The 23,296-nt window shown below is 57.2% G+C and carries 19 protein-coding genes and 1 tRNA gene; 12 read left to right on the top strand and 8 right to left on the bottom strand.

What is annotated here, in order from left to right:
- Positions 1-20: 20 nt before the first annotated feature.
- Genes C2U47_RS16265 through C2U47_RS16290 form a run of 6 tightly spaced genes read left to right on the top strand, consistent with a single transcriptional unit; the run spans position 21 to position 10,788 of the window.
- Positions 21-2,993 carry a type I restriction endonuclease subunit R gene (locus tag C2U47_RS16265; protein WP_103261717.1) on the top strand — a complete coding sequence of 991 codons (2,973 nt, stop codon included), beginning with the start codon at positions 21-23 and terminating at the stop codon, positions 2,991-2,993.
- Complete coding sequence (locus C2U47_RS16270) at positions 2,990-5,632, top strand: TrlF family AAA-like ATPase (protein ID WP_103261718.1); 2,643 nt, start codon at positions 2,990-2,992, stop codon at positions 5,630-5,632. Before C2U47_RS16265 ends, C2U47_RS16270 begins: the two co-directional genes overlap by 4 nt.
- Positions 5,614-6,786 carry an RNA-binding domain-containing protein gene (locus tag C2U47_RS16275; protein WP_103261719.1) on the top strand — a complete coding sequence of 391 codons (1,173 nt, stop codon included), beginning with the start codon at positions 5,614-5,616 and terminating at the stop codon, positions 6,784-6,786. The genes C2U47_RS16270 and C2U47_RS16275 overlap by 19 nt, the downstream gene beginning before the upstream one ends.
- Positions 6,783-8,030, top strand: a complete 1,248-nt coding sequence (locus tag C2U47_RS16280; protein WP_103261720.1) for a restriction endonuclease subunit S — start codon at positions 6,783-6,785, stop codon at positions 8,028-8,030. The genes C2U47_RS16275 and C2U47_RS16280 overlap by 4 nt, the downstream gene beginning before the upstream one ends.
- Positions 8,027-9,157 (top strand): AAA family ATPase, encoded by a 1,131-nt coding sequence (locus C2U47_RS16285; RefSeq protein ID WP_103261721.1) that lies wholly within the window; start codon positions 8,027-8,029, stop codon positions 9,155-9,157. The genes C2U47_RS16280 and C2U47_RS16285 overlap by 4 nt, the downstream gene beginning before the upstream one ends.
- Positions 9,154-10,788: a type I restriction-modification system subunit M gene (locus C2U47_RS16290; RefSeq protein WP_103261722.1), complete on the top strand. Its 1,635-nt coding sequence runs from the start codon at positions 9,154-9,156 to the stop codon at positions 10,786-10,788. Before C2U47_RS16285 ends, C2U47_RS16290 begins: the two co-directional genes overlap by 4 nt.
- A 27-nt stretch (positions 10,789-10,815) precedes the next feature.
- On the opposite strand, the gene C2U47_RS16295 is transcribed toward C2U47_RS16290, so the two are convergent.
- From C2U47_RS16295 to lolB, 8 genes are all read right to left on the bottom strand, one after another.
- Positions 10,816-11,514: a hypothetical protein gene (locus C2U47_RS16295; protein WP_103261723.1), complete on the bottom strand. Its 699-nt coding sequence runs from the start codon at positions 11,512-11,514 to the stop codon at positions 10,816-10,818.
- Positions 11,492-12,745 (bottom strand): tyrosine-type recombinase/integrase, encoded by a 1,254-nt coding sequence (locus tag C2U47_RS16300; RefSeq protein WP_324792878.1) that lies wholly within the window; start codon positions 12,743-12,745, stop codon positions 11,492-11,494. The genes C2U47_RS16295 and C2U47_RS16300 overlap by 23 nt, the downstream gene beginning before the upstream one ends.
- 163 nt (positions 12,746-12,908) lie before the next feature.
- The gene (gene ychF / locus C2U47_RS16305; RefSeq protein ID WP_010673843.1) at positions 12,909-14,000 is read right to left on the bottom strand and encodes a redox-regulated ATPase YchF; all 1,092 of its coding nucleotides are present in this window, start codon (positions 13,998-14,000) and stop codon (positions 12,909-12,911) included.
- Positions 14,001-14,132: 132 nt separating this feature from the next.
- On the bottom strand, positions 14,133-14,729 hold the full coding sequence (pth, locus tag C2U47_RS16310) for an aminoacyl-tRNA hydrolase (protein ID WP_010673844.1): 597 nt from the start codon (positions 14,727-14,729) through the stop codon (positions 14,133-14,135).
- A gap of 249 nt (positions 14,730-14,978) precedes the next feature.
- On the bottom strand, positions 14,979-15,926 hold the full coding sequence (locus tag C2U47_RS16315; protein WP_010673845.1) for a ribose-phosphate pyrophosphokinase: 948 nt from the start codon (positions 15,924-15,926) through the stop codon (positions 14,979-14,981).
- 239 nt (positions 15,927-16,165) lie between these two features.
- Positions 16,166-16,240: transfer RNA gene (locus tag C2U47_RS16320), tRNA-Gln, on the bottom strand.
- Positions 16,220-17,098 carry a 4-(cytidine 5'-diphospho)-2-C-methyl-D-erythritol kinase gene (gene ispE, locus C2U47_RS16325; protein ID WP_029314128.1) on the bottom strand — a complete coding sequence of 293 codons (879 nt, stop codon included), beginning with the start codon at positions 17,096-17,098 and terminating at the stop codon, positions 16,220-16,222. The genes C2U47_RS16320 and ispE overlap by 21 nt, the downstream gene beginning before the upstream one ends.
- Positions 17,099-17,118: 20 nt before the next feature.
- On the bottom strand, positions 17,119-17,697 hold the full coding sequence (lolB, locus tag C2U47_RS16330) for a lipoprotein insertase outer membrane protein LolB (protein ID WP_069784693.1): 579 nt from the start codon (positions 17,695-17,697) through the stop codon (positions 17,119-17,121).
- A 125-nt stretch (positions 17,698-17,822) separates the two neighbouring features.
- Between lolB and hemA the strand changes: the two genes are divergently transcribed.
- The 6 genes from hemA to kdsA all read left to right on the top strand — a co-directional run bounded on the left by hemA (position 17,823) and on the right by kdsA (position 23,251).
- A complete protein-coding gene (gene hemA / locus C2U47_RS16335; protein WP_010673848.1) occupies positions 17,823-19,082 on the top strand; it encodes a glutamyl-tRNA reductase in 1,260 nt (419 codons plus the stop codon).
- A gap of 51 nt (positions 19,083-19,133) precedes the next feature.
- Positions 19,134-20,222 carry a peptide chain release factor 1 gene (gene prfA / locus C2U47_RS16340; protein WP_010673849.1) on the top strand — a complete coding sequence of 363 codons (1,089 nt, stop codon included), beginning with the start codon at positions 19,134-19,136 and terminating at the stop codon, positions 20,220-20,222.
- Positions 20,222-21,055, top strand: a complete 834-nt coding sequence (prmC, locus tag C2U47_RS16345; RefSeq protein ID WP_010673850.1) for a peptide chain release factor N(5)-glutamine methyltransferase — start codon at positions 20,222-20,224, stop codon at positions 21,053-21,055. The genes prfA and prmC overlap by 1 nt, the downstream gene beginning before the upstream one ends.
- A 43-nt stretch (positions 21,056-21,098) precedes the next feature.
- Positions 21,099-21,479 (top strand): SirB2 family protein, encoded by a 381-nt coding sequence (locus tag C2U47_RS16350; RefSeq protein WP_010673851.1) that lies wholly within the window; start codon positions 21,099-21,101, stop codon positions 21,477-21,479.
- An 11-nt stretch (positions 21,480-21,490) separates the two neighbouring features.
- A complete protein-coding gene (locus C2U47_RS16355) occupies positions 21,491-22,291 on the top strand; it encodes a SirB1 family protein (RefSeq protein WP_010673852.1) in 801 nt (266 codons plus the stop codon).
- Between the two features lie 105 nt (positions 22,292-22,396).
- Positions 22,397-23,251: a 3-deoxy-8-phosphooctulonate synthase gene (gene kdsA / locus C2U47_RS16360; RefSeq protein WP_010673853.1), complete on the top strand. Its 855-nt coding sequence runs from the start codon at positions 22,397-22,399 to the stop codon at positions 23,249-23,251.
- Positions 23,252-23,296: the final 45 nt, after the last annotated feature.

Raw genomic sequence — 23,296 nt, forward strand, 5'->3', positions numbered from 1 at the left:
GGGCTTTTGAGGCAAGATTCATGATGACATCAGAACAACAAATCGAATCCGATCTGCTGGCCAAGCTCGGTGACCTCAAGTACACCTATCGGTCCGACATCCGCGATAGGGCTGCTCTCGAGGCCAACTTCCGAGCTAAGTTCGAGGCGCTAAATCGCGTTCATTTGACCGACAGTGAATTCAATCGCTTGCTCGACAGCATCATCACGCCCGATGTCTACAATGCCGCCCTGCTACTTCGCAACATCAACAGCTTTGAACGTGACGATGGCACGCCATTGAACTACACATTGGTGAACATTCGGGACTGGTGCAAGAACGACTTCGAAGTTGTCAACCAGTTGCGAGTGAACACCGATAACAGCCATCATCGCTACGACGTGCTGTTGCTTATCAATGGCGTGCCAGTAGTGCAAATCGAGCTGAAGACCTTGGCAGTCAGCCCACGCCGGGCCATGCAGCAGATTATTGATTACAAGACCGATCCTGGTAATGGTTATAGCAAGACGCTGTTGTGCTTCCTTCAGCTCTTTATCGTCAGTAACCGGCGTGATACATGGTACTTTGCCAACAACAACCCACGGCACTTCAATTTCAACACTGATGAGCGCTTTTTACCAATTTATCAGTTCGCTAGTGAAGACAACAAAAAGATCACTCTTCTTGAGAGTTTTGCTGAGAAGTTTCTAGCAAAGTGCACCTTAGGCCAGATGATCAGCCGCTACATGGTACTGGTGGCCAGCGAGCAGAAGTTGTTGATGATGCGCCCGTACCAAATCTATGCCGTCAAAGCTATTGTTGAGTCTATCCATCAGAACTGCGGCAACGGCTATATCTGGCACACCACAGGCTCGGGGAAGACTCTGACTTCCTTCAAGGCTTCCACCCTGCTCAAGGACAACCCAGATATTGATAAATGCCTGTTCGTGGTAGATCGCAAAGATCTGGATCGCCAGACCCGCGAGGAATTCAACCGCTTCCAAGAGGGCTGTGTCGAAGAAAATACCAACACTGAAACCCTGGTGCGACGCCTACTTTCGGATGACTACGCCGATAAGGTGATTGTCACTACCATTCAAAAATTGGGTCTTGCGCTGGATGGAGCCAACAAGCGTAATTACAAGGAGCGGTTGGAGCCGTTACGCAATCAGCGCATGGTGTTTATCTTTGATGAATGCCACCGTTCGCAATTTGGCGATAACCACAAAGCGATCAAGGAGTTCTTCCCCAACGCACAGCTTTTTGGCTTTACCGGTACTCCTATCTTCGAGAAAAACTCCAGCTATCAGCAAATCGAAGGCCAGCAGGCCAGCTATCGAACTACTGATGACCTGTTCCAGCGTTGTTTACACCCATACACCATCACCCATGCCATTGAGGATCGCAATGTCCTGCGTTTCCATGTGGACTACTTCAAACCGGAAGGCAAAAATCCACCAAAACCAGGCGAAGGTGTAGCCAAAGCTAAAGTTATCGAAACCATTCTCGCAAAGCATGATGCTGCGACCAATAGTCGCAAATTCAATGCGGTGCTGGCTACCGCCAGCATTAATGATGCCATTGAATACTTCGAGCTTTTTGCCGTCATTCAAAGGCAAAAAGAAGAGCAAGATCCAGAATTCCGCCCACTGAATGTCGCCTGCGTATTCTCCCCGCCCGCCGAGGGCAACAAGGATGTTCAGCAAATTCAGGAAGACCTGCCACAAGAGAAGGAAGACAACCAGCAAGACCCTGAAGGCAAAAAGGCGGCACTCATCCGCATCGTTGCTGACTACAACGCTCGCTTTGGGACGAACCATCGCATTAGCGAGTTTGATCTTTACTATCAGGACGTGCAAAAGCGCATCAAGGATCAGCAGTATCCCAATACCGACCTTTCCGCAACGCAAAAAATAGACATTACCATCGTGGTGGATATGCTACTTACCGGTTTTGACTCCAAGTACCTTAATACTCTGTATGTGGACAAGAACCTTAAGTATCACGGCTTAATCCAGGCGTTTTCACGCACCAACCGTGTACTGAACGACAGCAAGCCTTATGGCAATATCCTCGATTTCCGCCAGCAACAAAAGCCCGTTGAAGAGGCGATTGCGCTTTTTTCTGGCGAAAATATCGATAATCCTCGTGAAATATGGCTGGTAGATCCAGCACCTAAGGTCATCGACAACCTGCAGATCGCTACCCAGAAACTGGCCAACTTCATGCAGTCACAAGGGGTAGCTAATACACCGGAAGAGGTGGTTAACCTGAAGGGGGATGTTGCGCGGGCGCAGTTTGTCAATCTGTTCAAGGAAGTACAGCGTCTAAAGACTCAGCTCGATCAGTACACCGATTTGTCCGATGAACAGAAGACTCAGATCACTGAAATTGTGCCGCCTGATCAGCTACAAGGGTTTAAAGGGGTGTATCTGGAAACTGCCAAACGGCTGAAGGAACAACAGGATCGTGATCAGGCTGCGCCCGAAGTGCAGCAGCTTGATTTCGAGTTCGTGCTCTTTGCTTCAAGCGTGATCGACTACGACTACATCATGGGCCTCATTTCGAAACTGACGCAGCAGAAACCCGGCAAACTTACCATGAATCGCGAGCAGCTGATTGGCCTGATCCAGTCTGATGCAAAGTTCATCGACGATCGCGATGACATTGCCGAGTATATCCGGGGCTTGCCGGTCAATGAAGCATTGGACGAAAAGCAAATTCGTAGTGGATTTGATCGCTTCAAAGCAGAGAAAAAAACACGGGAACTCGCCGAGATAGCCAGTCGCCACGAACTTGCACCTGAAGCCTTGCAACTCTTTGTCGATGACATCCTGCGTCGCCGTATCTTCGACGGAGAAAAACTCACTGATTTTCTAGAGCCGCTCGGGCTTAACTGGAAGGTTCGACGTATAAAGGAGTTGGCGCTAATGGAGGAATTGACACCATTGCTGCTCAAACTCGCCCAAGGCCGAGAGATTGCGGGCTTGGCTGTCTATGAGGAGGGGCGATGATGGAAACCGTTTTTGCACAAGGGGCACAGTGGGTTCGAGCGGACTTTCATTTACACACCCGTGCGGACCGTGAGTTCAAATACACAGGTGATGATGATTTCTACAACAGCAGTTATGTGGACGCGCTGGAGAAAGCGGGCATCCGTCTGGGCGTCATCACCAATCACAACAAGTTTGACTTCGGAGAGTTCAAGGCGCTACGCAAAACAGCCCTCAAAAAAGGTATCGCGCTGCTGCCTGGCGTCGAGCTGTCAGTTAATGATGGGGCCAATGGCATTCATACTCTGGTTGTCTTTTCCGACGATTGGTTAGCTGATGGTCATGACCATATCAATCCCTTCTTGGGCGTTGTATTTGAGGGGAAAGTCCCTGCCCAGTATGAGCAAGAAAATGGTCGATCTTCGCTGCCGTTGCTGGAAACCATCAAGAAGCTTGAGAGTTACCACCGCGACTTTTTCCTTGTTTTTGCCCATGTCGAAGCGCCGAGTGGGCTTTGGGTCGAGCTGGATGGAGGGCGTCTCGCTGAACTGGGTCAAAACGAATTCTTTCGTCGGCGCACCCTTGGCTTCCAGAAGGTACGAACCTACGACAAGCAGCAAGAGAAAAATAAACCCTGCCGAACTAAAGTGCAGCAGCATCTAGGTGACTGGTACCCCGCAGAACTCGAAGGTTGTGACGCCAAATGCATAGCGGATATTGGTCAAGGTAAAGCCTGCTATCTCAAGTTGGGTGAGCTGTCCTTTGATGCGGCCAAGTTCGCCTTGAGCGATCCTGCTGGCCGGGTCGTCATTGAGCCACCCAAGCATCAGGCATCGTACATCCGCAATATTCATTTCGACGGTGGCATCCTTGATGGGCAGACGCTGCATTTCTCTCCCGAGTTGAACTCTCTGATTGGCATCCGCGGCAGCGGCAAGTCATCCGTTCTTGAGGCAGTACGCTACGCCCTCGACATCCCTCGTGGCGAGAAGTCGCAGGACACCAGATACAAGGATGAACTGATCCGCCACACTCTTGGCAGCGGTGGCAAGGTGACACTGACGGCATGCGACGTATACGGACAAGAATTCACCATCTCCCGCATCTACCGCGAAGCCCCGAACGTCTACTTGGACGGCAAGTTGCAGCCCGGTGTGTCGATCCGAGAAACCGTGTTGCGCCGCCCGATCTACTTCGGGCAGAAAGACCTTTCCAGCACCGGTGAAGGTTTTGAGACCGATCTGGTGGAAAAGTTGGTGGGAGAAAAGCTCCGCGCACTGCGAGACGAAATCGAAACTCAACGCCAGCATGTGCGCGATGCAGCAAGCCGCTGGATCAAGCTCAGCAATACCGCCGACCTCAGGCACGATTACGAGTCCCAGCTCACCGATGCCAACTTCCGGCTGAAGAAGTTTGAAGAGTTCGGGGTTGCCGACAAACTGCAAAAGCGCCTTGGCTTCCAGCAGGATGCTACTGCGCTGACCCGTATGAAGGAGCGGGCAGACAGCTTCGTGCTCGCCCTCGGGCAATTGATTGCCGAACACGAGGACGATCTGCGTAACGCCACGAGCTACGTCTCCAAGCAGAACCCCGACTTTTTCACGGCTTATTACGCCGAATTTGCCAACCTCGTTGCCAAGATCGATCAGCTCAAGAAAATTGTGCAGGATGCTCGCGCCATTTCCGCCCGGCTTCAAGCCAAACAAGGCGAGTTCGACGGCGCGCGCCTGAATCTTCAGGAAGAGTTTGCCCAGGTCGAGCGCCAACTGGCTCAGGAACTCAAGCAGACCGGCATGACGGCTATCCAGCCGGATGACTTCTTGACCCAGCAGCAGCGCAAAACCAAGGCGGAGCAAATGCTGGAGGCGCTGGCAAAGCAAGAAACCCAGCAAAGTAGCATCCGCGATGCGCTGTTTACCGAGCTCGACAAGCTCAACGGGCTGTGGCTGCGCGAATTCAACGCCATCAAGGCTGAACTGGACCGCGTGAATGCTGGCCACACCGCCTTGCAGATCGAAGCAGACTTCAAGGGCGACAAGGAAGCTGCCATCAGCGTTATGCAGCAGCTCTTCAAGGGCAGTAATATCCGCGAAACCACCTTGCGTGCTGTTATGGAGGATTACGCCGATTTCGGGGGCCTGCTGCGTGATTTACCAAACGCCTTGAAAAAAGCGGGCAGTACACCGGAGGTTTTCGAAAAGACCTTCATGCAGAACTTGACCGAGTTTGTCACCTGGCAGGTGCCCAACCGATTTGTCATCCGCTATCGCGGCAAGGAGCTCAAGCACCACTCGCTCGGGCAGCGTGCTTCCGCGCTGCTGCTGTACGTGCTCAGCCAGCGCCAGAACGATGTGATCATCATTGATCAGCCGGAAGATGATCTGGACAATCAGACTATCTACGACGACGTGATCAAGTTACTGCGCGAGATGAAGCCTCATGCCCAATTTATCTTCGCCACCCACAACGCCAACTTTCCGGTGCTGGGTGATGCGGAGCAAGTGCACGCCTGCCTCTATCAAGACGAGCAAGTCGCCGTACAAAGCGGCAGCATCGACGCTCGCCCGGTGCAGGACGCCATCATTAACATCATGGAAGGAGGCCAGGAAGCCTTCAACCGACGCAAAGAGGTTTACAACCTATGGAAGTCACAGAGCTGATCGATATCCTCAGCAGGGGAGAGGATAGCCACCATCAGTTCAAAGCAGATATCACCAATGCTAATTCACTTGCTGCAGAAGTGGTCGCCTTCAGCAACTCTTCGGGGGGAAGGATTTTCATTGGCGTGAATGATGATGGTTCGGTGCGTGGGCTGTCCAACGACGACGTAGCCCGCCTCAATCAATTAATTGCCAATGCTGCAACCAACAATGTGCGTCCGGCAATGGTTCCTCTAACCGAAAACGTGTCCCACCCAAATGGGATCGTGTTAGTTCTTACCGTACCAGAGGGGATTAGTAAGCCTTACATGGTGGCTCAGGACGGCGCTCTCTCAATCTGGGTGAAAAAAGGGGCAGACAAGCGCAGAGTCAATGACCGTGAAGAAATCCTGCGCCTATTTCAACAGGCCGGCTCGGTACACGCAGACGAAACTCCTGTCGCCAGACTCGGAGCTGGAGACATAGATTTGCCGTACTTCGAAACATTTTTTGATAGACAATTCGGCGAACCGCTTGCGCAGCACGACCAGCCACTGCCACAGTTGCTGACCAATATGAACCTGATGAATCAGGGGCAGCTCAATGTGGCGGGTTGCTTATTGTTTGCCAAAGCACCCCAGTTCGCGCTGCCAGCTTTTATCGTCAAGGCGGTGGCCTTTGTCGGCGATGAGATTGAAGATCAGCGTTACATCGACAGCCGCGATATCACCGGAAAGCTGGCTGATGTGTTCCAGCAGACGCTGGGTTTCATCATTGCCAACACTCGTGCAGCGCAGGGCGATCAGGGTTTCAATTCTCAGGGCCAATCCGAGATACCGCGCATCGTGTGGGAAGAGCTGGTCGCCAATGCTCTCATCCACCGTGATTACTTCGTCAGTGCTCCGGTGCGCGTATTGGTGTTTGTCGATCGGGTCGAGATCCTCAGCCCCGGTCACTTACCCAACAACCTGACCATCGAGAACATCAAGGCAGGTAATTCCAATATGCGCAACCCGATTCTGGCGTCCTTCGCCGCCAAGCTTTTGCCGTATCGGGGACTGGGTAGTGGCCTGTTGCGTGCTTTGCGGACTTGGCCGCAGATCGAACTGATCGACGATAGGGCTGGCAATCTGTTCAAGGTCATCGTGACGCGTCCACAGGAGCAAGCTGTATGAGAAGTAATGATAAACAGCCGTTGGTGCCTCTGTTGCGGTTTCCCGAGTTTCGGGATGCTGGGGAGTGGGTTCAAGCCCCTCTGGGACGACTGTTCTCAGAACGTCAAGAGGCCGGTCAGACTAATCTGCCGTTACTGTCGCTGATGGACAAGAAAGGGATAGTTCCTCAAGAAGATACAAACCGGAAGAACAACTCAAGCGCAGACAAATCCAAATATCTCAGAGTAGTACCTGGAGATATTGCCTACAACACGATGAGGATGTGGGAAGGTCGAAGCGCTTATGTCGGCCTGGAAGGATTAATCAGCCCAGCTTATACGGTTTGTGTACCAGTCGAGGGAATAAGCAGCGTTTTCTTCTCTTACCACTTCAAGACCGCATCTCTCATCCGACAATTTAGGAAGTATTCGCAAGGTTTGGTTAAAGACACGCTAAACCTTAAATTCGAAGCATTTTCACGGATCGATGTTCCATATCCAGCAGAAGCGCGAGAGCAACAAAAAATCGCTGACTGCCTGTCTTCTGTCGATGATCTAATTACGGCAGAAGTTCGGAAGCTGGATGCCCTCAAGATTCACAAAAAGGGTCTGATGCAGCAACTTTTCCCCTGCGGAGATGAAACCGTGCCACGGCTGCGGTTTCCAGAGTTTTGGGGCTGTGGGGGGTGGGAAAATATACCGCTCGAACGACTGATCGAAATTGCGTCCGGCCAGGTTGACCCAACCGAGGCCCCATACTGTAACTTGCCTCACGTTGGTGGCGAGAACATCGAATCAGATACGGGCAACCTTCAGGGCCTGAGGTCAGCAAGTGAGGACGGCGTTATCAGTGGGAAGTACTCCTTTGATGAGCGAGACATCCTTTACTCGAAGATCAGGCCTGCGCTTAACAAAGTTGCGGCTCCTGACTTTAGGGGCATCTGTAGCGCAGACATATACCCAATACGTCCGTCCTCCGACACGCTACTTCGAGAGTTCCTAATCTATTTGCTGAGGTCCGAATCGTTTGTCGAGTACGCAAAGAAGCACTCTGCGCGGGGCAGGATACCTAAGATCAATCGAGAGGACTTGCTTGCATTTGGCGCCATGGTTCCACCGCTTGCCGAGCAGCAGCGGATAGCCTTTTGCCTCTCCTCGCTTGATACGCTGATTGACTCGCAGTCTCGGAAGCTGGACGACCTGAGAAACCATAAAATGGGTCTGATGCAGCAGTTATTCCCAATGCTTAACCAGGCGCTAGCATGAAACCAGCCCAGAACTTTGCCGACCTTCGGGTTCTTGCTACTTATCTGCGCGGCGAACTTGAAAACAAAAAAACCATCCTGCTCTATGCCTACAACGGCACCGGCAAGACGCGGCTGTCCATTGCCTTCAAGGACATGGGCAAACAGGCCGAGGCCCGCGATACCCTGTATTTCAATGCTTTTACCGAAGATCTGTTCCACTGGAACAATGATTTGGTCGGCGATGCGGACCGGCGCTTGCTGCTCAACAGGGATTCGCGTTTCTTTCAGGGGCTGTTCGATCTGGAGATGGATAATCGCATCCGCCCATTGCTGCGGCGTTATGCGGATTTCGACTTCCGTATCGACACCGAGGGCCCAGAGTGGGCGGTGCGCTTTTCGCGCTTGGTGGATGGACAGGCCGTTGACAACATCAAGGTGTCACGTGGCGAGGAAAACATCTTCATCTGGTGTTTTTTTCTGGCTGTGGTCGAATTGGCGATGGACGCCGATATCGAGGCGTACCAATGGGTGAAGTACTTATATGTAGACGACCCAATTTCGTCGCTGGACGAGCACAATGCTATCACCGTGGGGAACCACTTGGCTCAATTGTTGAGTAAGTCAGACAACCAGTTGAAAGTGGTGATATCGTCGCATCATCCATTGTTTTTTAATGTCATGCACAATGAATTGGATGCACGCAAATCAAAGAAGGTATCCGCACACTTCCTTTCACGAGCCAAGGCCGATGGCTCCTACTCTCTAGCCTACACGGGGGCAACGCCTTTCTTTCATCATGTAGCCTTACTGCGCGAGTTGTACGTAGCTGAGCAATCCGGTGAACTTTACACATACCATTTCAACATGTTGCGCTCCGTGCTAGAGAAGTCTGCGAGTTTCCACGGTTTTTCAAACTTTTCAGCCTGCATACCAACTGACGATGCAGACGACCCGAACGGGGTCTTGTACGCACGGCTTATCAATATTTTGAGTCACGGCAATTATTCGTTGTTCGAACCCCAGCCAATGCTGGAAGAGAACAAAGTTTATTTCAAAAAAATTCTGGACGCGTTCTTGAAACGCTATCCCTTCAATCCCGATTTACTCCCTCAAGTTTCTGAGGTGGGAACAGCAGGTACATCATGACTGAATTCGAAAAACAAAAGCTGGGTAAGACCCTTTGGGCCATCGCTGATCAACTGCGTGGCGCAATGAATGCGGATGACTTTCGCGACTATATGCTGGCGTTTCTCTTCTTGCGCTATCTGTCAGATAACTATGATGCAGCCGCCAAGAAAGAGCTGGGATCGGATTACCCGACTTTAGCACTAGATGATCGTCGTGCGCCGCTAGCTGTTTGGTACGAGCAAAATTCCGATGATACAAAAGAGTTTGAAAAGCAGATGCGCCGCAAGGTGCACTATGTAATTCATCCGGACTATCTATGGAATAGTATTTCCGAGTTAGCTCGAATCCAAGACATTGGATTGTTAGAAACACTGCAAGCCGGTTTTAAATATATAGAAAATGAATCCTTTGCGAGTACTTTCAGAGGGTTGTTTTCTGAAGTCAACCTCGCCTCTGATAAATTGGGTAAAACCTACATTGAGCGAAATGCCCAGCTGAGCAAAATAATCAGCAAGATTGCCGAAGGTCTAATGCAATTTTGCACTGATAGCGACATGCTTGGTGATGCCTATGAATACCTGATTGGTCAGTTCGCAGCAGGATCTGGCAAGAAAGCTGGCGAGTTTTACACCCCGCAGCGTATATCAGATATTTTGTCAGCTATTGTTACGCTGGACAGTCAGGATCCGGCAACGGGCAAGCGCCCCCACCTTGACACCGTTCTTGATTTTGCCTGCGGTTCCGGCTCGTTGTTGCTCAACGTGCGCCGCCTTATGGGGCAGCATGGTATCGGCAAGATTTACGGGCAGGAGAAGAACATCACCACCTACAACTTGGCGCGTATGAACATGCTGCTACATGGGGTGAAAGATTCTGAGTTTGATATCTTCCACGGCGACACCCTGCTCAACGAGTGGGACATGCTGCGCGAGACTAACCCGGCCAAGGTGCCGAAGTTCGATGCTGTGGTAGCTAACCCACCATTCAGCTACCGCTGGGAACCTAGCGAGGCTCTTGGCGATGATATCCGCTTCAAAAACTATGGTCTGGCACCCAAGTCGGCTGCTGATTTCGCTTTCCTGCTGCACGGCTTTCATTTCCTGAAGCAGGACGGTGTAATGGCCATTATCCTACCTCATGGCGTGCTGTTCCGTGGTAGTGCTGAGGCGCGCATCCGCACTAAGCTGCTGAAAGACGGCCACATCGATACTGTGATCGGTTTGCCTGCTAATCTATTTTTCTCCACTGGCATTCCTGTGTGCATTCTGGTGTTGAAGAAATGCAAGAAGCACGACGATGTGCTGTTCATCAATGCCGCGGATCATTTTGAGAAGGGCAAACGCCAGAACCAGTTGCTGCGGACCGATGAGATGACTAACGGAGAGATTGGGCACATCGAGAAGATCATCGAGACATACCAGTTCCGCAAGGAAGAACTTCGCTACTCGCGTCGGGTAAGCATGGATGAAATCGAGAAGAACGATTTCAATCTCAATATCTCGCGCTATGTAAGCACGGCGGAAGCCGAAGAAGAGATCGACCTCGCTGCGGTGCACGCGGACCTACAGGCTGCAGAGAAGAAGATCGCCGATGCCAAGGAACGGCACAATCAGTACCTAGCTGAACTAGGATTGCCTTTGCTGCCTTGAACGATGTGCTTGCGCCAAGTAAATTAATCAACTGCTGCTTGATTGAAAGGCTTTCTTTCCCTCCTGCAGCAGTCTGCGGCAGTAGCTCCATTCAACGACCTGGCCATTGTTGAAGAGAACCAGCATGGTGCAGAGCATGGCAAGTGTCATGCTCTGCGACAAATCCGGAAGAAAGGGCTGTGTGCTCTCGCCATCCTCGTGGTGCGCCACATCAACTTGGATGGTTTTGTGAAAGTCATTATTGATCTTGCAGGCTACTCCCAGCTTGTCTAATTGCCTCAACAAGCTCGCTCCCTGCAGTCTTAGCAAAAAACGCTCAGACGTGCCGGAGGGCGTCTGGCGCATAGCGCCTATCAGGCCATCAACCTGAGCAGCCAATTGTCGCATCAGGTTCTTTTGCTGTTGCAAAGGCATGCTGTGTTGGAACGCATCATCGATGACCAGTTCATCTATTTCCGACAGCAGGGCAATGCTGTTGGCGACCCTGCGATAACTGTCGGCCAGTTTTTCGAGTCCGCGTATCCTTGGGCTATATGTCTCCACTGAACAGTTGTTGGTGCCGAAGAGGGTGAGTGCAGCTAACTCATCAAAGAAGCTCGACTGAATTTTGCCTGGCAGCAGCTTGAAATCATGATGTTGCTGAATTTTGTCAATCAGGCGCTCTCTGAATAATGAGCGCCCTGCCTCTGTGTCGGGCAGGTACTCACTGTGCTCGACTGACTTCACCTGCGCTCTCCCGCTTCCAGAGTTCGAGTTTGTCCGCCCATGCTTGCATCATATCTCGCCGCTCTTCTAGGTAGGTGGCATGGTTGTACGTGCGGCGTACCGAGTTGGGTTCTGCATGGGCAAGTTGCGCCTCTATGGCATCGGGGCGATAGCCCATTTCATTTAAGCGAGTGCTGCCCGTGGTTCTGGTGCCATGCGGGCTGTAGGTGCCGCTCCAGCCCAGCACTTTGAGCGCCTGTCGGATCGAGTGTACCGACATTGGCTTGTTTCGGTCATCCCTGCCGGGAAACAGGTGGATTCTGTCGCCGCTGATAGCATGTAGGCGGTGCAGCATTTGCACAGTCTGGGCCGGTAGTGGAACCACATGCTCGCGGCGGGCTTTCATACGCCGGGCCGGGATCGTCCAAAGCGCTGCGTCGAGATCGAATTCGGTCCATTCCGCCTCTGCCGCCTCGCTCGGTCGTGCCAGTGTCCACCACATCAACTGTATGCAGAAATTGACCTGATAGCCGCAGCGGTGGTTGTCGAAGTCATTGAGCAGCTTGCCGATCTGCGTAGTAGTCAGTGCGGTTTTATGCTGCGTCTTGTTGGCAGGTAGTGCCTTCCGGACAGGCCATACCGGATCGGTATCTGCTCGTAGGGTTGCAACCGCCAGCTCGAAAATGCCGGACATGGTGCGCTTTGCTTCGGCTGCAACTGTCGGTGCGCCACGCTTCACTGTCCTAGTTAGGATATCGAGAACGTGAGCTGGTGTTATGTCTCTTACCGGTAGCTTACCGATGCTGGGGAAAACAACCCGCTCCAGCATATCCAGGCGACGCTTCTTGGTGACCTCCTCCCAGTCCCGCAGAGCTAGCCACTCTTTAGCTATTGCCTCAAAGGTATTGGCGGAATCGTGCTCGCGTTTTAGGCGCTCCAGCTGCCGGTTCTGAACGGGATTGATCCCTTGTTTGACCAGCTTACGTGCCTCATCGCACTTGGCACGTGCCTCGGCCAAGCTGACGAGAGGGTAATCGCCGAGTGCAAACCATGAGCCCTTGCCCGCGAGCTTGAAGCGGTAACGCCAAGCTTTCACTCCGTTGGGCTTCACTTCAAGGTAGAGGCCACGTAGGTCGTTCAAGCGGTAAAGCTGCTCCTTTGGCTTAGCAGCACGGCAGTGGGCATCTGTCAGCATGGTATTACGGGATCTGAGAAGATGAATGATAGGATCATCATATACACCATTCGTCATTCAGTTCAATGTTTGTATACACCAATGTAGTCACTTTGAGATGGTAAGGTAGAGTAGCCTTATGCAATCTCTAGAAAGTAAAAACCCCGGTATTCCGGGGTTTTTACGCTATTTTAGGACTTCAGGGTAATCTGATGAAATCTTGTGAAATGGCTTATTTGACTCAGACGTTGAACAGGAAGTTCATGATATCGCCATCCTTGACGATGTAGTCTTTCCCTTCCGCGCGCATCTTGCCTGCTTCCTTGGCGCCTTGCTCACCCTTGTAGGTGATAAAGTCGTCGAAGGCGATGGTCTGGGCGCGAATAAAGCCTTTTTCGAAGTCGGTGTGGATCTTGCCAGCGGCCTGCGGGGCGGTGGCGCCTACCGGAATGGTCCAGGCGCGCACTTCTTTCACACCGGCGGTGAAGTAGGTCTGCAACTTGAGCAGCTCGTATCCGGAGCGGATCACCCGGTTCAGGCCCGGCTCCTCGATGCCCAGATCCGCCATGAACTCGGCGCGGTCTTCGTCGTCCAGCTCGGCGATGTCCGCCTCGATGGCGCAGCAGACGACCACGACAACGGCGTTTTCGGCGGCGGCTATCTCACGGACCTGATCCAGGTAGGGGTTGTTCTCGAAGCCATCTTCCGCCACGTTGGCGATGTACATGGTGGGTTTGAGGGTCAGGAAGTTGAGGTGGCTGACGGCGTCCAGCTCATCCTTGTCCAGCTTCATGCCGCGGATCATCTGGCCGTTTTCCAGGGCAACCTTGATCTTCTCCAGCACTTCCACTTCCAGCTTGGCATCCTTGTCGCCGCCCTTGGCACGCTTGGACTGGCGATTGATGGCGCGCTCGCAGGCATCCAGGTCGGAGAGGGCCAGCTCGGTGTTGATCACCTCGATGTCGTCGGCCGGGGAGACCTTGCCCGCCACGTGGACGATGTTCTCGTCCTCGAAGCAGCGCACCACGTGACCGATGGCTTCGGTTTCACGGATGTTGGCGAGGAACTGGTTGCCAAGGCCTTCGCCCTTGGAGGCACCGGCCACCAGGCCGGCGATGTCCACGAACTCCATGGTGGTCGGCACGACACGCTGCGGATTGATGATGGCCGCCAGCTGGTCGAGGCGAGGATCCGGCATGGGGACCACACCCGTGTTCGGCTCAATGGTGCAGAACGGGAAGTTGGCGGCTTCGATGCCGGCCTTGGTCAGCGCATTGAACAGGGTGGATTTGCCTACATTGGGCAGGCCCACGATACCGCATTTAAAACCCATGGATTGTTACCTTGTTGGTGGATGCTTCAAGGGGCCGCGCGGGCGGCCCGTGTCGTGTTGCTTGACCCCGAGGCGAGGGATCTCGCCAGGGGGCCGGTCATCTTGAACTGCCTGGCGATGCAGGCTGAAGGCCTAGACTTTCTCGGCCTTGAAACTGTGCAGGCGATTCATGGCCTTGGTCATGTCCTGCTTGAACAGGATGTCGGTGGCGCGCAGGGACTCGTCCAGCGCGGCCTCGATCAGACTCTGCTCACTGCTGGGCGCCTTGGTCAGCACGAAGCCGGCGACCAGCTCCTTGGCGCCCGGATGGCCGATGCCAAGGCGCAGCCGGAAGAAGTTATTGTTGTTGCCCATCCTGGCGATGATGTCCTTGAGGCCGTTATGGCCGCCGTGACCGCCCCCTTGCTTGAACTTGGCGATGCCGGGAGGCAGGTCCAGCTCATCGTGGGCCACCAGCATGGCTTCCGGCTCGATCTGGTAGAAGCGGGCGAGCGCGGCCACCGCCTTGCCGGAGAGGTTCATGTAGGTGTTCGGGATGAGCAGCCGCACATCCTGGCCATCCACCTGGATGCGGGCGGTGTGGCCGAAGAACTTGGGCTCTTCGCGCAGGCTGACGTTGTGCCAGCGTGCCAGTTGCTCCACATACCAGGCGCCCGCATTGTGGCGGGTCTTGGCATATTCGGGGCCGGGATTACCCAGCCCGACAATCAGTTTGATTTGACTTGTCACGCTTGATGTCTTCACTCGCTACTTGCCATGGGCGGATGACCCGGGGCAATGGGACGCAATATTCTAGCCGCCGAGTGGCGATCACTCAACCAAAGTGCGGCAAGGTCGGGGAAAAGCCGGACAGAAGGGCTCGGGTGGGGTGGCTCGTCCGAGGTTTTCGTCTCTTGCCGAGTGGAGGCTGGCGGCTGGCGCCAGGCACCCAAAAAAACAAAAACCGCCATTCGGCGGTTTTTGTCACAACAGGGTCTATCAATGCTCGAACATGGCAGAGATGGACTCTTCGTTGCTGATGCGGCGAATCGCTTCGGCCAGCACGGAGGAGAGGGTCAGCTGCTTGACCTTGCCGACTGCCTTCATCTCCGGGGTGAGCGGGATGGAGTCGGTGATGATCAGCTCGTCGATGACCGAATTCTTGATGTTTTCAACGGCGGTGCCGGAGAAGACAGGGTGGGTCGCATAGGCGAACACGCGCTTGGCACCACGCTCTTTCAGCGCTTCGGCCGCTTTGCACAGGGTGCCGCCGGTGTCGATCATGTCGTCGACGATGACGCAGTCACGACCGGCTACGTCGCCGATCAGGTGCATGACCTGGGAGACGTTCGGACGGGGACGACGCTTGTCGATGATGGCGATGTCGGTGTCGTCCAGCAGCTTGGCGATGGCACGGGCACGGACTACGCCGCCGATGTCCGGTGACACGACCACGGGGGATTCGAGGTTCTTGGCCTTCATGTCTTCCAGCAGCACCGGGCTGCCGAACACGTTGTCGACGGGGACGTCGAAGAAGCCCTGGATCTGCTCGGCATGCAGGTCAACGGTCAGCACACGGTCCACACCCACGCTGGAGAGGAAGTCGGCGACGACCTTGGCGGTGATGGGCACACGGGCGGAGCGGACGCGGCGGTCCTGACGGGCATAACCAAAGTAGGGGATAACGGCAGTGATACGGCCAGCTGAAGCACGACGCAGTGCATCCACCATGACGATCAATTCCATCAAATTGTCGTTGGTCGGGGCACAGGTGGATTGAATGATGAAGATATCGCCACCGCGTACATTCTCGTTGATCTGTACGCTGATCTCGCCGTCGCTAAAGCGACCTACGGCAGCATTGCCGAGTTTGATAAACAGGCGATCTGCGATCTTCTGGGCTAGTTCCGGCGTTGCGTTACCAGCAAACAGCTTCATGTCAGGCACGGTTTGAAACCTCGGGGTTGCATCCAGTATGTGGGGAGTCTGATTTTAGACCCGTATCGTTTGGGGGCAAACGATTTAGCAAGATGACGGACAAGGTCTCTGGGCGATGTCGAGGATGGCGTCTCATCACCCGCAGGGTGGGTGGACGGGAATCCACCTTGAGCGCCATCGCGTCAGATTGGCCCAAGACACATCGACGAGGTCAACACCTCCCGATACGGCCTCAACAAGGAGAGAGTTGGCTGGGGTACTAGGATTCGAACCTAGGAATGGCGAGATCAAAACCCGCTGCCTTACCGCTTGGCGATACCCCAATCACTGACTTGTTGCAAAGTGGCGAAGAGTGGTGATATGTTCTCGCCCTTGGCGACAAACCCATCCCAGCCTTCCGGCACTTTGGCCAACACCTTCCGAGCAGCCATTTCGTCTTCAAATTGAGCAAAGACGCAGGCGCCAGTGCCCGTCATTCTTGACGGCGCGTATTCTAGCAACCAGCCGAGCGCATTGGCAACCTCGGGGTGGCGCTTTTTCACCAGCAATTCGCAATCGTTTTTCCACTCCCCTTCCAGCAGATTGCCCAGGGTCATCTTGGGGGTGTCGCGAGGCAGTTCCGGATCCTGAAACACGGCCGCCGTTGCCACATGGCAGTCGGGCTTGAGCACCAGATACCAGGCAGCGGGCACCTCGACCGGTTGCAGTCGCTCGCCCACTCCTTCTGCAAAGGCGGCCCGGCCGCGCACGAACACCGGCACGTCGGCGCCGAGCTGCACGCCGAGCTGCGCCAGCTCATCCTCGCCGAGGCCCGCCTGCCAGAGATGGTTCAGGGCCACGAGCGTGGTGGCGGCATCGGACGAGCCCCCGCCGATGCCGCCGCCCATGGGCAGCACCTTCTCCAGCCGGATATGGGCCCCCTGGGGGCTCGGCAGCCTGGTTTGCAGCAGGCGGGCGGCGCGGATGATGAGGTTCTGTTCATCGGGCACGCCGGGAATGGCGGGGCTCAGGGTGAGCTGGTCGCTACCCGGGATCACCTCGAACTCCAGCCAGTCGCCGTGGCTGAGGAAGATGAACAGGGTCTGCAGCTCGTGATAGCCGTCGGGGCGGCGGCCGTTGACGTGCAGGAAGAGGTTGAGCTTGGCCGGGGCGGGCCAGCGGATCTGGCCAGGCTTCATCATGGTGCTGTGCTCCTGCGCCATCACTGTGCCAGCGTCCACTGGTTGATCTGCAACTTGAGGCGGCTCTCCTGGCCCGTCATGGTCAGCAGGTGCGGCAGGCGGTAGCCGTCCTGGTCCCGGTAATCGCCGTAGAGGATCTGCCACTGGCCATCGCGCACACTGGCGAGGCTGGCGTCGGGATTGAGCTCGAACTCGGCGTTGCCCGGCAGCCCCTTGATCCACTCCGGCAGCCCGGCCACCGGAATGTGCCAGCCGGTGAGCTGGTAGACGAGCGCCTCGGCATCCTGGCTCTGGTGCAGCCTGCCGTCGTTGTCGAGCAGGGTCACCTCGCCCCCGGTGCGGGAGAGCTCCAGGATATGGGTGCCGATCAGGCTGGTGAGGTTGAGGCGGTAGTCGTCGCCGTTCTGCTGCCAGTTGAGGCGGGCGCTGCCCTTCTGGCGGGCGGTGATGATGGCCATCTTGCCCGACAACTGCCAGTGTGTGAGGCGTTCGAGGCGGGCGCGCTCCTGCTGCCAGTTGACCTGATCCCGCTGGGGTTGGGTGGTGGTACAGCCCGCCAGCACCAGCAGGCAGGCGAGGGAGAAGATACGCAACAACAAGGTGGAGCTCCGCAGATGAGGTTTGCGACAGTATAAGGGGCGGCCGTATTGCTTTTAAAGACTTACCCTTTCTCGTACAATTGTCGGCCTCTACACCCTGTGCATGAAACGATCATCACCCACCCATGAGTCTGCTTGCCCTCGGAATCAACCACAACACCGCCAGTGTCGCCTTGCGGGAGCGGGTCGCCTTTGGCCCGGACCGCATCGATCGCGCCCTGCGTGAGCTGGTGGAGCAGCCTGGCGTCAGCGAGGCGGTGATCGTCTCCACCTGCAACCGCACTGAGCTCTATTGCAGCCTGGAGCAGGGGCAGGGGGAGCAGGTGCTGAACTGGTTGCAGCGGTTCCACGCGCTGGAGGCGAGCGAGGTGCTCTCCGCCATCTACCGGCACCAGGACGAGGAAGCGGTGCGGCACCTGATGCGGGTGGCCTGCGGCCTCGACTCCCTGGTGCTCGGGGAGCCGCAGATCCTGGGGCAGATCAAGCAATCCTACGCCCACGCCCAGCAGGCGGATGCGGTGAAAGGATCCCTGGAGCGCCTGTTCCAGAAATCCTTCTCGGTGGCCAAACGGGTGCGCACTGACACCGAGATCGGCGCCAGCGCGGTGTCGGTAGCCTTCGCCGCCGTGAGCCTGGCCCGCCGTATCTTCTCCGATCTCTCCCAGACCAAGGTGCTGCTGGTGGGCGCCGGCGAAACCATCGAACTGGTGGCCCGCCATCTGCGCGAGCAGAGCGTGACCCGGATGATGGTGGCGAACCGCACCCTGCAACGGGCCCAGTTGCTGGCAGAGGAGTTCGGTGCCCAGGTAATGACGCTCGAAGAGATCCCGGACTACCTGCACGAGGCGGACATCGTCATCAGCTCCACCGCCAGCCCCCTTCCCATCCTCGGCAAGGGCATGGTGGAGCGGGCGCTGAAGGCCCGCCGCTTCAGGCCCATGTTCCTGGTGGACATCGCCGTGCCGCGTGACATCGAGGCCGAGGTGGACGAGCTCTCCGACGCCTACCTCTACACGGTGGACGACCTGCAGGGCATCATCGAGCAGAACCTCGAGACCCGCAAGCGGGCGGCCGCCGAGGCGGAGCTCATCGTCCAGGAAGAGCGCGACGACTTCATGGGCTGGTATCGCAGCCAGCACTCGGTGGATCTCATCCGCGATTACCGTCACCAGTCCCAGCAGGTGGCCGATGAAGAGCTGCAGCGCGCCCTGCTGGCCCTGCAACAGGGCGAGAATGCCGAGCAGGCCCTCAGGGCCATGGCGCACCGCCTCACCAACAAGTTGATCCACGCACCGACCCAGGCCCTGCGCCAGGCCGCCGCCCAGGGGGATGCCCACAAGCTGGCCCAGCTGCGTCAGGTGCTGGGATTGTCACAAGAATCATAGTGTTGGGGCGGCCCCTTGGCCGTCCCGTCCTCCATCGAGAATCCAAGAGTCATGAACCCGTCATTGATCAGAAAGCTGGAAGGCCTCATCGAGCGCCACGAAGAAGTACAGGCCCTGCTCGGCGAGCCCGGGGTGGCCTCGGATCAGGACAGATACCGTGCCCTGACCCGGGAATATGCCCAGCTGGAAGACATAGTCCACGCCTTCCAGCGTTTCCGTCAGGCCGAAGAGAACCTAGAGACCACCCGGCTGATGCTGGAGGAGGAGGATGCCGACCTGCGCGAGATGGCGCAGGAGGAGCTGCCGCTCGCCAAGGCGGCCTTCGAGGAGCAGGAGCAGGCGCTGCAGGTGATGCTGCTGCCGCGGGATCCCAAGGATGACAACAACTGCTATCTGGAGATCCGCGCCGGCGCCGGTGGTGACGAGGCGGCCATCTTCGCGGGGGATCTGTTCCGCATGTATTCCCGCTACGCCGAGCGCCAGGGCTGGCGTGTCTCCATCGTCAGCTGCAACGAGGGCGAGCACGGCGGCTACAAGGAGGTGATCGCCAAGGTGGACGGCGAGCACGTCTACGGCCGCCTCAAGTTCGAATCCGGCGGTCACCGGGTGCAGCGGGTGCCGGAGACCGAGTCCCAGGGCCGGGTGCACACCTCCGCCTGCACCGTCGCCGTGCTGCCGGAAGTGCCGGAGGCCGAGCAGATCGAAATCAACCCCTCGGAGCTGAAGATCGACACCTTCCGCGCCTCCGGGGCCGGCGGCCAGCACGTCAACAAGACCGACTCGGCCATCCGCATCACCCACCTGCCCACCGGCCTGGTGGTGGAGTGCCAGGACGAGCGCTCCCAGCACAAGAACCGCGCCAAGGCGATGTCGGTGCTCTCGGCCCGCCTGCAGGCGGCCGAGGACGAGCGCCACCGCGCCGCCGAGCAGAGCACCCGCCGCAACCTGGTGGGCTCCGGGGATCGCTCCGAGCGCATCCGCACCTACAACTACCCCCAGGGACGCCTCTCCGAGCACCGGATCAACCTCACCCTGTATCGCCTGGGCGAAATCCTGGAGGGAGATCTGGACTGCGTGATCACCCCCCTGGTGCAGGAGTATCAGGCGGATCAGCTCGCCTCCCTGGCCGAGAGCAACTGATGCAGATCCAGCAGGCCCGTGCCCATATCATGGCGACCCTGGCCTCCGGGGAATCCCCCCGCGCCGACGCCGATGCCCTGCTCTGCCATCTGCTGGAGTGCCGGCGCGGCTACCTGATGACCTGGCCGGAGCGCGAGCTCGATGCCGCCCAGCAGGCGACCCTGGCGGGCTGGCTGGCGCGCCGCCTCCAGGGCGAACCCATCGCCCACCTCATCGGCGAGCGGGAGTTCTGGTCCCTGCCGCTGAAAGTGAGCCCGGCCACTCTGATCCCGCGCCCGGATACCGAGGTGCTGGTGGAGCAGGCGCTGGCGCGCCTGCCAGCAGGCCCCTGCGCCCTGCTGGATCTCGGCACAGGGACCGGCGCCATCGCGCTCGCGCTCAAGTCCGAGCGACCGGATGCCGATGTATGGGCCGTGGACAGGATGCCGGAGGCCGCCGCCCTGGCCCGCGCCAACAGCGCCGCGCTGGGCTTGCCCGTCACGGTGCGGGACGGCAGCTGGTTCGAGCCGCTCTCGGGTGCTCCGCGCTTTGCGATGATCGTCTCCAACCCGCCCTACATCGACGGGGCGGATCCTCATCTCGACGAGGGGGACGTGCGCTTCGAGCCCCGCTCCGCCCTGGTGGCGGACGAGCAGGGGCTGGCGGACATCCGCCTCATCGTGGCAGGCGCACCTGCCCACCTGGTTCCCGGTGGCTGGCTCCTGCTGGAGCACGGCTGGGAGCAGGGGGCATTGGTGCGTCAACTCCTGTTGCAGCAAGGCTACGACCAGGTGGAAACCGTGCGCGATTACGGTGATAACGAGCGAGTGACCCTGGGGCGGCTGGCTCGTTGACGATGACGGGCGGGCTCTTCCCGCCCCCGTGCAAGGAAATGTTATGTATGTTGTGCTCAAGCATCTGCACCTCGCCCTGATAGCCGGGGCCGTGCTGATGTTTATCCTGCGCTTTTACTGGTCGCAGACCGGCTCCGCCCTGGCGGGGGCCCGTACCCTCAGGGTGAGCGGCTGGCTCAACGGCCTGGTGGTGCTCTCCGGCGTGCTGTTGTGCATGGTGCTGGACCTCAACCCCCTCAACAACGCCATTCCCTGGCTCAGCGAGAAGCTGACCGCGGTGCTGGTGGTGATGTTTCTGGCCATGATGGCCCTGCGCCTGGCGCGCAGCAACGGCATCCGCTGGTTTGCCTTCCTGGGCGCCCTGGGGTGGATCTTCTTTATCGCCAAGCTGGCGGTACAAAAGCAGGCCAGCCTGTTCGGTTAGGGATGACGACGATGATACGCGTGGACGAATGGACCGATTTCGAAGCCCATGACATCGCCGAGCTGGCGCTGTCGGTGAGCGACGAGATCCGGGGACAGGGTGGGAGCGGGGAGGCCGAGCTGGCCCGCCTCGATGCCTGGCTGGACGAGGCGATTGCCGAGGGGGACTGCGACGAGGTGCGCCGCCAGCTGCTGCAGGGGTTCTACCAGACCCTGGGGTTTCGCGGCGACTGGCAGGATTACTTCTCGGCGGCCAACTGCGACCTGAACCAGGTGCTGGCAAGGCGCAAGGGGATCCCGGTCAGCCTCGGCATCCTCATCATCCAGCTGGGTCGCAAGATAGGGCTGGATGTGGAGGGGATCTGCTTCCCCGGCCACTTCCTGCTGAGCTTCGCCGGCCTGGAAGGGGAGGTCTATGTGGACCCCTTCAATGGGGACGAGCTGAGCCGGCACCGCATCGAGCTGCTGCTGCGCGGCGCCCTCGGCAACCTGGCGAGCCTGAGCGACGACCACCTGCAGCCATCGGGGCAGTGGGAGATCATCGAACGGTTGCTCAACGTCAGCAAGGGGGCCCTGCTGCGGGAGGAGCGGATGACGGAGGCGCTGCGCTGCAGCGAGCTGCTGCTGCGCATGAAACCCGGCGATCCGCTGGAGACGCGGGATCGGGGCTTCATCTACGAGCAGCTCGATTGCCCGCGCTTCGCCGCCGACGATTTCGAGTACTTTATTGAACAATGCCCCGACGATCCCGTGGCCGACGTGCTGAAAACCCAGCTGGCCAGTCTGGATCTGAGCCCCAAGCCACTCCATTGAGGGGGCTGGGAAATCAAGCGGAAGAATATCGAGGCCGCCGTGCCCAGGGCACAGCGGCCGGATGTGGATTCAAGCCCCGAGCCCTTTTACCTAAGGAAGCCTGAGATGGAACAGAAGAATATCAAGATCAACCAGATCGACGTCGCCAACGACAAGCCCTTCGTGCTGTTCGGCGGCATGAACGTGCTGGAGTCCCGCGACATGGCGATGGCGGTGTGCGAGAAGTACGTGGAAGTGACCAGCAAGCTGGGCATCCCGTTCGTGTTCAAGGCGAGCTGGGACAAGGCCAACCGTTCCTCCATCCACTCCTATCGTGGCCCGGGTCTGGAAGAGGGGATGAAGATCTTCCAGGAGCTGAAAGCGACCTTCGGCATGCCGGTGATCTCAGACCTGCACGAGCCCCATCAGGCCAAGCCGGTGGCGGAGGTGGTCGACGTCATCCAGCTGCCCGCCTTCCTGGCGCGCCAGACCGATCTGGTGGAGGCTATGGCCCGCACCGGCAACGTCATCAACATCAAGAAGCCGCAGTTCCTGAGCCCGAGCCAGATGAAGAACATCACCGACAAGTTCGAGGAGTGCGGCAACGATCGCCTTATCCTGTGCGAACGCGGCGTCAACTTCGGCTATGACAACCTGGTGGTGGACATGCTGGGTCTGGGCGTCATGAAGAAGAGCACGGGTGGCTACCCCGTCATCTTCGACGTGACCCACTCCCTGCAGTGCCGTGACCCCCTGGGCGCCGCCTCCGGTGGTCGCCGCGAGCAGGTGGCCGAGCTGGCCCGTGCCGGCATGGCGGTGGGCCTGGCAGGCCTGTTCATCGAATCCCACCCGGATCCCAAGGTCGCCCGCTGCGACGGTCCGAGCGCCCTGCCGCTGGAGAAGCTGGAAGGCTTCCTCAAGCAGATGAAGGCCATCGACGATCTGGTCAAGGGCTTCGAGCCCCTCGATACTTCGGTCTGATCCAGGCTTAGGTTGAAAAATGCCCCGCTCTGCGGGGCATTTTTA

Origin of the sequence: Aeromonas sp. ASNIH7, assembly GCF_002903485.1 — a bacterium.
In the GTDB taxonomy this organism is placed as follows: domain Bacteria; phylum Pseudomonadota; class Gammaproteobacteria; order Enterobacterales; family Aeromonadaceae; genus Aeromonas; species Aeromonas caviae.